General features: G+C 70.6%; 11 protein-coding genes. 9 read left to right on the top strand and 2 right to left on the bottom strand.

Going from position 1 to position 13,507, the window contains the following annotated elements; translation table 11 throughout:
* Window positions 1-18 precede the first annotated feature (18 nt).
* From rpsB to Cs7R123_RS35325, 7 genes are all read left to right on the top strand, one after another.
* Complete coding sequence (rpsB, locus tag Cs7R123_RS35355; RefSeq protein ID WP_212833086.1) at window positions 19-873, top strand: 30S ribosomal protein S2; 855 nt, start codon at window positions 19-21, stop codon at window positions 871-873.
* 78 nt (window positions 874-951) lie between these two features.
* Window positions 952-1,779: a translation elongation factor Ts gene (tsf, locus tag Cs7R123_RS35350; RefSeq protein ID WP_212833084.1), complete on the top strand. Its 828-nt coding sequence runs from the start codon at window positions 952-954 to the stop codon at window positions 1,777-1,779.
* A 135-nt stretch (window positions 1,780-1,914) separates the two neighbouring features.
* Window positions 1,915-2,634 (top strand): UMP kinase, encoded by a 720-nt coding sequence (gene pyrH, locus Cs7R123_RS35345; protein WP_212833082.1) that lies wholly within the window; start codon window positions 1,915-1,917, stop codon window positions 2,632-2,634.
* A gap of 172 nt (window positions 2,635-2,806) precedes the next feature.
* Window positions 2,807-3,364 (top strand): ribosome recycling factor, encoded by a 558-nt coding sequence (gene frr / locus Cs7R123_RS35340; RefSeq protein WP_212833080.1) that lies wholly within the window; start codon window positions 2,807-2,809, stop codon window positions 3,362-3,364.
* On the top strand, window positions 3,364-4,572 hold the full coding sequence (locus tag Cs7R123_RS35335; RefSeq protein WP_212833079.1) for a phosphatidate cytidylyltransferase: 1,209 nt from the start codon (window positions 3,364-3,366) through the stop codon (window positions 4,570-4,572). Before frr ends, Cs7R123_RS35335 begins: the two co-directional genes overlap by 1 nt.
* 209 nt (window positions 4,573-4,781) lie before the next feature.
* Complete coding sequence (gene rlmN / locus Cs7R123_RS35330) at window positions 4,782-5,909, top strand: 23S rRNA (adenine(2503)-C(2))-methyltransferase RlmN (protein WP_212833077.1); 1,128 nt, start codon at window positions 4,782-4,784, stop codon at window positions 5,907-5,909.
* 34 nt (window positions 5,910-5,943) lie between these two features.
* Window positions 5,944-7,188, top strand: coding sequence for a DivIVA domain-containing protein (locus tag Cs7R123_RS35325; protein ID WP_212833076.1), 1,245 nt, complete (start codon window positions 5,944-5,946; stop codon window positions 7,186-7,188).
* Between the two features lie 67 nt (window positions 7,189-7,255).
* On the opposite strand, the gene Cs7R123_RS35320 is transcribed toward Cs7R123_RS35325, so the two are convergent.
* Window positions 7,256-7,477, bottom strand: coding sequence for a DUF2631 domain-containing protein (locus Cs7R123_RS35320; RefSeq protein ID WP_244872348.1), 222 nt, complete (start codon window positions 7,475-7,477; stop codon window positions 7,256-7,258).
* 243 nt (window positions 7,478-7,720) lie between these two features.
* Here Cs7R123_RS35320 and Cs7R123_RS35315 point away from each other — a divergent pair, with 243 nt between their 5' ends.
* On the top strand, window positions 7,721-9,319 hold the full coding sequence (locus Cs7R123_RS35315) for a Rieske 2Fe-2S domain-containing protein (RefSeq protein WP_212833075.1): 1,599 nt from the start codon (window positions 7,721-7,723) through the stop codon (window positions 9,317-9,319).
* 316 nt (window positions 9,320-9,635) lie between these two features.
* Window positions 9,636-10,823: a S8 family peptidase gene (locus Cs7R123_RS35310; protein WP_244872347.1), complete on the top strand. Its 1,188-nt coding sequence runs from the start codon at window positions 9,636-9,638 to the stop codon at window positions 10,821-10,823.
* A 182-nt stretch (window positions 10,824-11,005) separates the two neighbouring features.
* Here Cs7R123_RS35310 and Cs7R123_RS35305 read toward each other — a convergent pair whose 3' ends face one another.
* Window positions 11,006-13,480: an FAD-dependent oxidoreductase gene (locus Cs7R123_RS35305; RefSeq protein ID WP_212833074.1), complete on the bottom strand. Its 2,475-nt coding sequence runs from the start codon at window positions 13,478-13,480 to the stop codon at window positions 11,006-11,008.
* Window positions 13,481-13,507 lie beyond the last annotated feature (27 nt).

The following is a 13,507-nucleotide window of genomic DNA, read 5'->3' as shown; positions in this document are numbered from 1 at the left end:
CGAGAGACAGGCAGACACATGGCTGTTGTCAGCATGCGCCAGCTGCTCGAAAGCGGCGTTCACTTCGGGCACCAGACCCGTCGCTGGAACCCGAAGATGAAGCGCTTCATCTTCACCGAGCGCAACGGCATCTACATCATCGACCTGCGCCAGACCCTCGACTACATCGAGAAGGCGTACAGCTTCGTCCGCAACACCGTCGCCGAGGGCGGCACCGTGCTGTTCGTCGGCACGAAGAAGCAGGCCCAGGAGGCCGTGGCCGAGCAGGCCGCGCGCGTGGGCATGCCGTACGTGAACCACCGCTGGCTGGGTGGCATGCTCACCAACTTCCAGACGGTGTACAAGCGGCTGCAGCGGATGAAGGAGCTGGAGTCGATCGACCTGACCGGCACCGCCGCGGGGTACACCAAGAAGGAGACCCTGCAGCTGTCGCGGGAGAAGACCAAGCTCACCAAGACCCTCGGTGGTCTGCGGGACATGCAGAAGCTGCCGTCCGCGGTCTGGATCGTCGACACCAAGAAGGAGCACATCGCCGTCGACGAGGCCCGCAAGCTGGGCATCCCGGTGATCGCGATCCTGGACACCAACTGCGACCCGGACGAGGTCGACTTCCCGATCCCGGGCAACGACGACGCGATCCGCTCGGCCGAGCTGCTGACCAAGGTCATCGCGACCGCGGTGGCCGACGGTCTGATCGCCCGCTCGGGCAAGGCCTCCCGTGGCGGCGCCGACGTGAAGCCGGAGCCCGGCACCGTCGCGGCCGACGAGCCGCTGGCCGAGTGGGAGCAGGAGCTGCTGACCGGTGACAAGCCGGCCGAGGCCGCCCCCGCCGAGGCCGCCGACGCCGCCCCCGCCGCGACCGCCGCTGAGTGACCCGCTGCCACGCGGTGCGGGTGAGCAGCCCGCACCGCGTGGTACGACTTGCGAAGTCTTCTACCAAAGAGGGAACTGATGTCCACTATCTCCGCCGCAGACGTCAAGCGGCTCCGTGAGCTCACCGGCTCCGGCATGATGGACTGCAAGAAGGCGCTCGAGGAGGCCGAGGGCGACTTCGACAAGGCCGTCGAGATCCTGCGCGTCAAGGGCGCCAAGGATGTCGGCAAGCGTGCCGGTCGCTCGACCGCCAACGGCCTGGTCGCCCACTCGGGCAGCGCGCTGCTGGAGCTGAACTGCGAGACCGACTTCGTCGCCAAGAACGACGCGTTCGTCGCGCTGGCCGAGCAGCTGGTGGCGCACATCGCCGCCGCCAAGCCGGCCGACCTGGACGCGCTGCTCGCGACCAAGCTCGACAACCAGACGGTGGCCGACCTGATCCAGGAGCAGTCCGCCAAGATCGGTGAGAAGCTGGCGATCGGCCGCTTCGCGGTGCTCGACGGCGACATCGCCGTCTACCTGCACCGCAAGAGCGCCGACCTGCCCCCGCAGGTGGGTGTGGCCGTGCAGTACGCCGGCAAGAACGACGAGGCCGCCGAGGCCGACGCCCGCGCCGTCGCGATGCAGATCGCGGCCATGCGGCCGAAGTTCCTCACCCGCGAGCAGGTGCCCGCGGAGGTCGTCGAGTCGGAGCGCCGCATCGCCGAGCAGACCGCGATCGAGGAGGGCAAGCCGGCCGCGGCCCTGCCCAAGATCATCGAGGGCCGCGTGAACTCGTTCTTCAAGGACTTCGTCCTGGTCGAGCAGTCGTCGGTGACCGACCAGAAGAAGACCGTCAAGCAGGTGCTGGCCGAGGCCGGCATCGAGGTCACCCGCTTCGAGCGGTTCGAGGTCGGCCAGGCCTGATCTCGCCGCGGCGGGCCTCGTGCCCGCCTGGGGTGAAACGCACGAACACGGGGAGGTTGCTGGTGTCCGCCACGACCTCCCCGTGCCATATCGTCTGCCGGTAGCGGGCAGGCGACCGCAGCAGAAGGGGCGCTGATGTCGGGTCACCAGTTCAACCGGGTGGTGCTGAAGCTTTCGGGCGAGGTCTTCGGCGGAGGCGAGGTCGGCGTCGATCCTGACGTCGTGGCCGGGATCGCCCGCCAGATCGCGGTGGTGGTCCGCCGCGGCATCCAGGTCGCCGTGGTGGTCGGCGGCGGCAACTTCTTCCGCGGCGCCGAGTTGCAGCGGCGCGGCATGGACCGGGCCCGCGCGGACTACATGGGCATGCTCGGCACGGTCATGAACTGCCTGGCCCTGCAGGACTTCCTGGAGAAGGAAGGCATCGAGACGCGGGTGCAGACCGCGATCACCATGGCCCAGGTGGCCGAGCAGTACATCCCGCTGCGGGCGATCCGGCACCTGGAGAAGGGCCGCGTGGTCATCTTCGGCGCGGGCGCCGGCATGCCGTACTTCACCACCGACACCGTCTCGGCGCAGCGCGCGCTGGAGATCCGTGCCGACGTGGTGCTGCTGAGCAAGAACGGGGTGGACGGGGTCTACACCGCCGACCCGCGCACCGACCCCGGGGCGGTCAAGCTCGACACGGTCACCTTCGCCGAGGTGCTGCGGCAGAACCTGCGGGTCGCCGACGCCGCGGCGTTCAGCCTGTGCCACGACAACGGGCTGCCGATGCTCGTGTTCGGCGCGGAGGGCGACGACACGATCGTGCGCGCGGTCGCGGGGGACAAGATCGGTACCCTGATCACGGCGGACTAGGCCGGCCGGCCCCGCGCGGGGCCGACCTTCCGCACGCCTTCCGGGTGCGGGCGGTACCCTATGGCCGCGCGACGACGTGCCCGGTAACGGCGGGTTGCGCCGCTGAATGAACGTTACGCCGCCGGCAGGCGGATGATCGAAGACAGAGCACCGAGACGAGACGGAGAAGCCCGTGATCGACGACACGCTCCTTGAGGCCGAGGAGAAGATGGACCGGGCGGTCGACCACGCCAAGGAGGAGTTCGCGGCGATCCGGACCGGCCGGGCCAACGCGGCGATGTTCTCCAAGATCGTGATCGACTACTACGGCACGCCCACGCCGCTGCCGCAGATGGCTTCGATCGGCGTGCCGGAGCCGCGCATGGTGATCATCAAGCCGTACGACACCTCGCAGATCGGCGCCATGGAGCGGGCGATCCGTGACTCCGACCTGGGGGTGAACCCCGGTAACGAGGGCACCCAGCTGCGGATCATGGTCCCGCCGATGACCGAGGAGCGCCGCCGCGACATGACCAAGATCGCGCGGAGCAAGGGCGAGGACGCGAAGGTCGCCATCCGCAACGTGCGCCGCAAGGCCAAGGAGGAGCTCGACCGCATCGTCAAGGACGGCGAGGCGGGCGAGGACGACGGGCGCCGCGCGGAGAAGGAGCTCGACGACCTGACCGCCAAGTACGTGGCGCACATCGACGAGCTCATCAAGCACAAGGAAGCCGAGCTGCTCGAAGTCTGATGAGCCACTCCTACGACCCGGACCCTCGCCGGTCCGACGCCACCCGGGCGCGGCGCCCCTACGATGCCGCGCCCGACGCGTATACCGCCTCCTCCGACGGCCACGGCCCTGCCGACCGCGACTACGGCTCGCCGGACCGCGACTACGGCTCCGGCGACCGCGACTACGGCTCGCCGGACCGTGACTTCGGCTCCGGTGAGCGGGGCCACGGCTCCGGCGAACACGGCCAGGGTTCCCCGGACCAGGGCTACTACTCCGCCGACCCCGACTTCCGTTACGCCGGCCGTGACTACGAACCGGCCGACCGGGAGGACGAGCTGTCGGGAGGCCGCCGGCACCGCCGGGAGGAGCCCGTCGGGGCACCCGCGGCGTCCGCCGAGGAGCCCAAGCGTGACTACGGCCGGGCCGGGCGCAACGTGCCGGTCTCCATCGCCGTGGCCGTCGGCCTGCTCGTGGTCATCCTGGCCCCGCTGTTCTTCGCCAAGCCGCTGTTCCTGGCCGTACTGGTGGCGGCGGGCGGGCTCGGCATCTGGGAGATGACCCGCGCCCTGGCCACCTCCGGCGCCAAGCCGCCGCTGATCCCGCTGGTCGCCGGCGGTGCCGCGATGATCGGGCTGGCCTGGTTCTCCGGCGTCGAGGCGCTCAGCATCGGCCTGCTGGTCACGGTCCTGGCCACCATGGTCTGGCGGATGGGCGACGGCCCGGCGGGCTACCAGCGCGACATCGGCGCCGCGGCGCTGATCATCGTGTACGTCCCGTTCCTGCTCGCCTTCGCGGCGCCGCTGACCACCCCGGCCGACGGCAAGTGGCGGATCGTGGCGACGCTGGCGGCGGTGGTGCTCTCCGACACCGGCGGGTTCGTGGCGGGTGTGCTGTTCGGCAAGCACCCGATGGCCCCGACGATCAGCCCGAAGAAGTCCTGGGAGGGCTTCGCCGGCTCGATCGTGGCGACCGCGGCGGGCAGCGCCGCGATCCTGTGGGGGCTGCTGGACGTGGCGCCCTGGTGGGGTGCGTTGTTCGGGGTGCTGGTCTCGATCGCGGCGGTGCTGGGCGACCTGGCCGAGTCCCTGCTCAAGCGGGACCTCGGCATCAAGGACATGAGCAACATCCTGCCCGGCCACGGCGGCATCATGGACCGGCTCGACTCGATCGTGTTCGCCGTGCCCACGGCGTATCTGCTCCTGTCGGTCATCGCGCCGACGTCCTGAGCGCGGATCCGCACCCGCGGTCCACCGCGGTATTGCTCCGCACCACCCTGGCGCCGTGAGGGTGGTGCTGAGCGGCCGCTACTGCGGGTGACGGAACCCCGACAGGGGTGAGGTCGACCACAGGGAACGCCTGGTGAACACCGCTAGCAGCGCGGTTGGCACCCTCGGGGGCTGTCGACCCGGTACGGACGTGGGACACTGGCTAGGTCATGACGAGCCTGCCCTTGATCTCAGTTACCGACGGTGACGCCGCGAATGCACGCCGCGCGTCCATGCCGCCGCGCCACCTGGCCGACCTCGACCTGTCCGAACGGCGGACCGCCGTCGCCGAGCTCGGCGAGCAGCCGTTCCGCGCCGGCCAGTTGTCGACCCACTACTTCGGGCGGCTCGAACGCGACCCCGCGGGGATGACCGACATCCCGGCCGCCGCCCGCGAGCGGCTGACCGGTGGTCTGCTGCCCCGCCTGCTCACCCCTGTCCGCGAGATGACCTGCGACGACGGCGACACCCGCAAGGCGCTGTGGCGGCTGCACGACGGCTCCCTGGTGGAGAGCGTGCTGATGGGGTATAGCGACCGGGTGACCGTCTGCATCTCCAGCCAGGCCGGGTGCGGCATGGCCTGCCCGTTCTGCGCGACCGGACAGGCCGGGCTGACCCGCAACCTGTCCACCGCGGAGATCGTGGACCAGGTCGTCTACCTGGCGGGCGTGGCCGCCTCGGGCGTCATGCACGGGACCCCGCGTCGGCTGAGCCATGTCGTCTTCATGGGCATGGGCGAGCCGCTGGCGAACTACAACCGGGTCATCGCGGCGGTGCGCCGCCTGACCAGCCCCGCGCCGGAGGGCCTGGGGCTGTCCCAGCGCCACATCACGGTGTCGACGGTCGGCCTGGTGCCCGCGATGCGCAAGCTGGCCGAGGAGGATCTCTCCGTCACCCTTGCGCTCTCGCTGCACGCGCCCGATGATGACCTTCGCGATGAACTGGTGCCGGTGAACCAGCGCTGGAAGGTGTCCGAGGTGCTCGATGCGGCCTGGTCGTACGCGGCGCGCACGGGCCGCCGGGTGAGCATCGAGTACGCCATGATCAGAGATGTGAACGATCAGCCGTGGCGGGCCGACCTGCTGGGTCGCCTGCTATCGGGGCGGCTGGCACACGTCAATCTCATTCCGCTCAACCCCACGCCGGGCAGCAAGTGGGACGCCAGTCCCAAGCCGGTGGAGCGGGAGTTCGTCCGGCGGTTGCGCGCCGCCGGAGTGCCGACTACGGTGCGTGACACCCGTGGTCGTGAGATCGACGGCGCATGTGGGCAGTTGGCTGCGAGCGAGGTTGAGGCATGAGCACGGAGCACGGCATGAGTGGTGAGGGTCCGGCATGAGTTCTCATGGTCAGCGGTTCCGCCGACGCGCGGTGCGGCGCGGATACAAGGTCGACGAGGTCGACGTCTTCCTGGACCGGGTCGAGGCGACCCTCAACGGCGCCCCGACGGGCCCTGAGGTGCGCTCGCACGAGGTCCGCGACGTCGTCTTCCGGGTCCGCTTCGGCGGTTACGACGAGTGGCAGGTCGACCTGCACCTCGACCGGGTCGAGCGGCAGCTCGCCGAGATCGAGGAGCGGGTGTCGTCCAGCCCCGGGCGCGGCGCCGAGCTGCGCGCGACCATGAACCCTGCTCCACCTCCGCCTCCGCCGCCGCAGCCGGTGGCGACGCCGGGCGGCCCGCCCGGCCCGATGAACGCGCCGCCGCCGCTGCCGACGCGCACGCCCAACGCGAACGTGCCCACGGGCGCGATGCCGCGTTTCGACCAGCGCTTCGAGGAGCCGCAGCCGCAGTTCGCCGGGCCCCCGCCCGGTCCGCAGAACGGGTTCGACGGCTTCAACGGCGGCCACGGCCGTCCCGACATGACTAGCGAGATCCGGATGGAGCGGCCGCAGCCGCCCCGGATGCCGGAGCCGCCGCGCAACGAGCCCCCGCGCATCGACCCGTACGGGCCGAGTGCCGGGTTCAGCTCGCAGACCGGGCAGCAGCCCGTCTACGGGGGCGGCCTGCCGCAGCGCGGCGGGTTCGACAACGAGGCCACGGGCACGTTCAGCGCCCCGCGCGGCGGGTTCGACAACGACGCGACCGGCACGTTCAACGCGCCGCGCGGCGGCTACGACAACGAGGCCACGGGCACGTTCAGCGCCCCGCGCGGCGGGTTCGACAACGACGCGACCGGCACGTTCAACGCACCGCGCGGCGGCTACGACAGCGACGCGACCGGCACGTTCGGGGCGGTGCCCCCGGCGCCGGCGGTGTCGTCGTACGGCGGTGGCGGTTTCACGACGCCCCCGCCGCCGCCTCCGCCCGCCCCGGCGGGCCCGGCCTACACCGGCGAGCTCCAGCGCGTGGACCAGCTGCGGCGCACGTTCCAGCTGCGCCGGTTCGGCAGCGGCTACGACCCGCAGCAGGTGGACCGGCTGTTCGAGAGCCTGCTCGGCTCGCTGTCCGGCCGCAGCGGCGGCCCGGTCAGCGATGGCGAGCTGGACCCGTCGCGGCTCAGCCTGGTGCCCGGCGGCTACTACGAGGCCGAGGTCGAGCAGGCGCTGCGCGAGATCCGTGAGATCGTCGGCCGCCGCTGACCTGGTAGACACGACGGCCCCGGTCCGCTGACCCAGTCAGCGGCCGGGGCCGTTCCACGTGCTCAGCTCACTCGCGCAGGCCGTTGCGGCGCAGCACCGCGTCGATGATCATGATGGCGGCGAGGATGCCGGCCACGAGGATCAGCCAGATGTTCTCCACGTTGCCCCGGTGGTTACCGGCGAGCATCAGCAGCAGCATCACGATGACGACGACGCCCGCGATCCGGGCGGCCTTGACCGGGGTCTTCGCGTGCTGGTCAGGTGAGGTTACCGGCTCTTGTGCGGCCACGGTCTGCTTCCTTGTCTCTCGGTCCGCGCGCTCGCCACGGCGCTGGCCACGGCGGCGACAAGCACAGTCTGGCATGAGCGAGCGGAGCGAGCTCATCATGGGGCACAGTTCGGCTGGTGCCTCGTGTCGGTCGTCCGCGCAGCGGGCGACCGACACGAGCTGGTGCTGGGCGGTCGCGTCGGGGCGGATACGGCTCCGGTAGCGTCTAAGGCTGCACCACCAGCAGCGAGAGGGGAACGAGCAGTGCGGATCACCGGTACGGGTCACGCCAGCATGCGCATCGACACGGCGGCGGGCTCCATCCTGTGCGACCCCTGGGTGAACCCGGCCTACTTCGCCTCGTGGTTCCCGTTCCCGGACAACTCGCAGCTGGACTGGGACGTCCTCGGTGACGTCGACTACCTGTACGTCTCCCACCTGCACCGCGACCACTTCGACGCCAAGCACCTCAAGCGCTTCGTGTCGAAGAAGGCGACCGTGCTGCTGCCGGAGTACCCGACCTCGCAGCTGGAGGACGAGCTGCGGGAGCTGGGCTTCACCAGATTCTTCAAGACGGTGTCGGACGAGGTGCACGAGCTCGACGGCGGCCTGAAGGTCATGATCCAGGCGCTGATCTCGCCCACCGACGGCCCGATCGGCGACTCCTCGCTGTGGGTCGAGCACGAGGGCGTCCGCGTGCTGAACCAGAACGACGCCCGCCCGACCGACCTGGTCCGCTTCGCCGAGCTCGGCCACGTGCACGCGCACATGCTCCAGTTCTCCGGCGCGATCTGGTACCCGATGGTGTACGAGCTGCCCCAGGCGGCCAAGACCGCGTTCGGCAAGCAGAAGCGCGAGCGGCAGTACGACCGCACCTGGCGCTACATCGACGACCTGAAGGCCGACTTCGTCTTCCCGATCGCGGGCCCGCCCTGCTTCCTCGACGACGAGCTGTGGCAGTTCAACGACATCCACGGCGACGAGGGCAACATCTTCCCCGACCAGTGGGACTTCGTCGCCGAGTACGCCAAGGTCGGCGGGACCAACGGCGTGGTGCTGCTGCCCGGCTCGGTCTCCGAGATCACCGTCGCGGGCTGCGAGACCGCCCACCCGGTGCCGGACCTGGCCGAGTTCTTCGCGGCCAAGGAGGAGCACCTCAAGGCGTACCGGGAGCGGCAGCGTGTGGTGATCGAGCACGAGAAGGCGTCCTGGTCGCACCCCGAGATCGACGTGCTGGCGGGCATGCGGGCCCGGATCGAGCCGCTGTTGGAGGAGTCGGTGCGGCTCGCGCAGGGCGTGGGCGGCCCGGTCCGCTTCGACCTGACCGCGCCGGTCGAGGGCCAGGACGTGCCCGAGGTGCTCGAGTCCATCATGATCGACTTCCCGAACAAGGTGGTCCGGCGGCCGGAGCTGGTCGAAGGGGCGCCGGAGAAGGTCCGCTACCGGTTCCGGACCGAGCGGCGGCTGGTCGAGCACCTGCTGCACATCGACGAGGGCGACTGGGTCAACTCGCTGTTCCTGTCCTGCCGGTTCTCCGCCGCGCGCATCGGGCAGTACAACGAGTTCGTGTACGCGTTCTTCAAGTGCCTGTCCGAGGAGCGCCTCCAGTACGCCGAGGGCTGGTACGAGTCGCAGCGGCCCGACGCCGAGGACATCACCGTCGGCGACTGGTCCTTCCAGCGCCGCTGCCCGCACCTCAAGGCCGACCTGACCCGCTTCGGCATCGTCGAGGGCAACCAGTTGACCTGCCAGCTGCACGGCTGGAAGTGGGACCTCAAGAGCGGCCGCTGCCTGACCAGCGTCGGCCACGAGATCCGCTCCGAACCCGCCGGCCAGTCGGCCGCCCAGCAGACCGCGGTCTGACCCGGCCGCCGGGCTGGTGATCGCTGTCTCCGGCCAAAAAGTAGCTCCGGAGTGCACTGAATGACCGCCGACGCTGATCTCCGTGATGGAGATCGACGTCGGCGGTCGGCGCGTCGTCGCAGGTCAAGGGCTGTTTGCGGCTTCACTGTGGGTTGAGGTGGGGCGGCGGCTCAGTCTTTCGGGTGAACCGCGGCAATCGAAAAACTGAAGTCTTTTTATATTTACGATCGTTGTATACGTTCCTCCTCATATCAGCAGCCGGTCGGCCCAGCGGCCAGCAGCCGCCCGGTCGGCCGGTCCGGCAGGGGAGGAACCGATGAGTCGTACCAGGATGCTCGTGCTGGCCGCCGCGCTCGCCGTCGCCGGCGTCACGGCCGTGCCCGCCGCGGCCGCCGCCGCACCGCCCGAGGCGCCGCTGCTCGCGGTCGGGGGCGAGGCCGTGCCCGGCAGCTACCTCGTCGTCTTCAAGGACGGCAGCAAGGCCGACGCGGCCGCGGTGGCCGGCCGCCACGGCGCCACGGTGCGCCGCAGCTTCGCCGCCGGGCTCAAGGGCTTCTCGTTCAACGGCAGCGAGCGGGCCGCCCGGCGCATCGCCGCCGACCCGAGCGTGGCGTACGTCCAGGCGAACCTGATCCACCGGATCGCCGCCACGCAGTCGCCCGCCACCTGGGGCATCGACCGCATCGACCAGCACAGCCTGCCGCTGAGCAACTCGTACACGTACGGCAACACCGCCTCGTCGGTGCGTGCCTACATCATCGACACGGGCATCCGGTTCTCGCACAGCGAGTTCGGCGGGCGTGCCGTCTCCGGCTTCGACGCCATCGACGGCGGCAGCGCCGACGACGCCAACGGGCACGGCACCCACGTCGCGGGCACCGTCGGCGGCGCCACGTACGGCGTGGCCAAGGGCGTGACCCTGGTCGGCGTACGGGTGCTCGACGCCGAGGGCAGCGGCACCACCGAGCAGGTCGTCGCGGGCATCGACTGGGTCACCGCCGACCACGACCCGGGCGAGCCCGCCGTCGCGAACATGAGCCTCGGCGGCAGCGCCGACACGGTGCTGGACAACGCGGTCAAGGCGTCGATCGCCGACGGGGTCACCTACGCCATCGCGGCGGGCAACGGCATCCTGGGCATCTTCGCGGCCAACGCGTGCAACTACTCGCCCGCCCGGGTGCCCGAGGCGATCACGGTGTCGGCGACGCAGAGCAACGACGCCAAGCCGAGCTGGGCCAACCGGGGCACCTGCGTCGACATCTTCGCCCCCGGGGTGGACATCACGTCGTCGTGGCTGGGCAGCGACACCGCGACCAACACCATCAGCGGCACGTCCATGGCCACCCCGCACGTCACGGGGGCGGCGGCGCTGTACCTGCAGAACAACCCGACGGCGACACCCGCGCAGGTCCAGGCGGCGCTGATCGCCAACGCGACCACGGGCGTGGTCGGCTCCCCGGGCAGCGGCTCCCCGAACCGCCTCCTGTACACCGCCAACTTCTAACCACCCCGCCCCGCGCCGCCGGGACGCCCCGCGCCGCCGAGCGCGCCCCGCCCCCACCCCGTTTTGAATAGACGTTGGCCTATCACGTCGACTGGAACAAGATCGAAGTCGATGTGATAGGCCAACGTCTATGAAAGGGCGGGACGGTGACGGCCCGGGCGGGGCCGCCGGCCGGTCAAGGGCTACTGCTTGATGCGGTCGTTCTTCGGGTCGTACAGGGGTCGCAGGCTGGCTGTCGCGGGCCACTGGCGGTCGGCGATCTCCACCGTCCACCTGCCCGAGTCGATCCACGCCTGGTCCAGCGGCTGCCCGGCCTCGATCATCGCCAGCCCGACCGCCCCGCCGAGCGTGTGCCCGTACGACGCGGCCCGGATGTAGCCGACCTCCACGCCGTCGCGCCGCACCACCTCGGCGTGGTACATCAGCGGCTCCGGGTCGGTGACCAGGATCTGCAGCAGCCGCCGGGTCAGCGGCCCCGAGGCCTTCTTCGCCAGCACCGCCTCGCGCCCGATGAACCCGCCCGGCTTGTCCGGCGCGACCGCGAACCCGAGTCCCGCCTCCAGCACCGAGTCGGTGTTGTCGATGTCGTGCCCGTAGTCGCGGTACCCCTTCTCCATCCGCAGGCTGGACAGCGCCTTGAGCCCGGCGTGGCGCAGTCCGAGCGGCGCACCGGCGGCGACCAGCCGGTCGTACACGTACACGGCCTGCTCGGCGGGGATGTAGAGCTCGTAGCCGAGCTCGCCCAGGTAGGTGATGCGGATGCACAGGGCGCGGGCGAACCCGAGGTCGATCTCGCGCGCGTGCCGGAACGGGAAGGCCTCGTTGCCCATGTCCGTCGTGGTCACGGCGGCGAGCAGCTCGCGCGAGCGGGGCCCCTGGATGTTGATCTGGGCGTACGCCCCGGTGACGTCGGTCGCGAACGCGTGCGCCCCGGTCGCTTCGAAGTGCCGTCGCATCCGCGTCTCGACGTGCCGGTGCGCGGTGTCGGAGGCGACCACCCAGAACTTCTCGTCGTCGAGCCTGGTCACGGTCAGGTCGGCCTCCAGCAGGCCGTGCTTGTTCAACCACTGGGTGTACGTGATCTGCCCGGTCTCCCCGGCGACCCGGTTGCCCGACAGCCGATCGAGCGCCGCGGCGGCGTCGCGTCCCTGCACCAGGAACTTCGCCATGAACGACATGTCCATGAGGATGACGCCCTCACGGGCGGCCCGGTGCTCCTGCGCCCAGTTCTCGAACCAGTTCTGCCGGCCCCAGGACAGCTGCTCCACCTTCGGCTCGGCGCCCTCCGAGGCGTACCAGTCGGGGCTCTCCCAGCCGCTGACGTCCTTGAAGTAGGCGCGCTGCGCGGCCAGGCGCTCGTGGATGGGGGACAGCTTCGCCCCGCGCGCGGTGTGCATGGCCCGGCCGGGGTAGTGCGGCTCGTAGACCAGGCCCAGCGACTCGACGGTGCGCACGGCCCGGTATTCGGGGTTGCTCTGGTACCGGTGCAGCCGGTCGATGTTCATGCCGGTGACGTCGATGTCGGGGGAGCCGTCGAGGATCCAGTGCGCCAGGGCCCGGCCGATGCCGCCGCCGGTGAGGATGCCGATCGAGTTGAGCCCGGCCGCGACGAAGTAGTTCTTCAGCTCGGGTGCCTCGCCGAAGACCGGGGCCAGGTCGGGGGTGAAGCTCTCCGGTCCGCAGAAGAACTTGCGCACGCCGACCTCGGCCGAGATCGGGATGCGGGCCATCGCCTTCTCCAGGTAGGGCGCCATCCGGTCCCAGTCCGGGGGCAGCTCGCCGAAGGAGAACGTGTCCGGGATGCCGTCGACCTTCCAGGGCGCGCACAGCGTCTCGAACAGGCCGATCATGAGCCCGGCGCCCTCCTCGCGGAAGTAGCCGTACGACGACGGGTCCTCCAGCACCGGCAGGTCGCCGTGCATGCCCTCGATGGGCTCGGTGATCAGGTAGTAGTGCTCGGCGGCCTGGAGCGGGATGCTGACCCCGGCCTGCTCGCCGAGCTGGCGGGCCCACATGCCGGCGCAGTTGACCACGACGTCGGCCTCGATGTCGCCGTACGCGGTGCGTACGCCGGTGACGGTGCTGCCGCGCTTGAGCACGCCGGTGACGGCCACGCCCTCGATGATCCGTACGCCCTGGAGCCGCGCGCCCTTGGCCAGTGACATCGTGACGTCGACGGGGTTGGCCCGGCCGTCCTCGGCCACGTAGAACCCGGCGAGCACGTCGTCGGTGTTCGCGAGCGGGAACAGGCCCTTGACCTCGCCGGGCGAGATCTCCTGCACGTTCACGCCGCAGTGCCGGTTGAACGCCGACACGCGCCGGTACTCCTCCAGCCGGTCGCGGTCGGTGGCGACCTGCACGAAGCCGACCTGCTTGAGCCCGGTGGCCAGGCCGGTCTCGGCCTCCAGCCGGCTGTACAGGTCGCGGGTGTATTTGCGCATCTCGGTCGAGGTCTCCGACAGCGAGCCGAAGGTGACCATGAGCCCGGCCGCGTGCCAGGTGGTGCCGGAGGTCAGCCGGTCGCGTTCGAGCAGCACGACGTCCTTGCAGCCCATGTGCGCCAGGTGGTACGCGACCGAGGTGCCGATGACCCCGCCGCCGACGACCACCACGCGGGCGCGGTCGGGCAGGTGGGGGGCGAGTGTGTTGCTCGTCATAGCGGGCGAGCCTACCTTCCTGAGCCG

The sequence above is a fragment of the Catellatospora sp. TT07R-123 genome, assembly GCF_018327705.1.
Taxonomy (GTDB): Bacteria; Actinomycetota; Actinomycetes; order Mycobacteriales; family Micromonosporaceae; genus Catellatospora.
Note: the sequence above shows the minus strand (reverse complement) of the source record. Positions and strands in the feature narration are given on the sequence as shown.

Bases quoted from the DNA above. Each gene is read 5' to 3' on its own strand.
- rpsB (WP_212833086.1), top strand. From the start codon at position 19: ATGGCTGTTGTCAGCATGCGCCAGCTGCTCGAAAGCGGCGTTCACTTC.
- tsf (WP_212833084.1), top strand. From the start codon at position 952: ATGTCCACTATCTCCGCCGCAGACGTCAAGCGGCTCCGTGAGCTCACC.
- pyrH (WP_212833082.1), top strand. From the start codon at position 1,915: ATGTCGGGTCACCAGTTCAACCGGGTGGTGCTGAAGCTTTCGGGCGAG.
- Cs7R123_RS35335 (WP_212833079.1), top strand. From the start codon at position 3,364: ATGAGCCACTCCTACGACCCGGACCCTCGCCGGTCCGACGCCACCCGG.
- rlmN (WP_212833077.1), top strand. From the start codon at position 4,782: ATGACGAGCCTGCCCTTGATCTCAGTTACCGACGGTGACGCCGCGAAT.
- Cs7R123_RS35325 (WP_212833076.1), top strand. From the start codon at position 5,944: ATGAGTTCTCATGGTCAGCGGTTCCGCCGACGCGCGGTGCGGCGCGGA.
- Cs7R123_RS35310 (WP_244872347.1), top strand. From the start codon at position 9,636: ATGAGTCGTACCAGGATGCTCGTGCTGGCCGCCGCGCTCGCCGTCGCC.
- Cs7R123_RS35305 (WP_212833074.1), bottom strand. From the start codon at position 13,480: ATGACGAGCAACACACTCGCCCCCCACCTGCCCGACCGCGCCCGCGTG.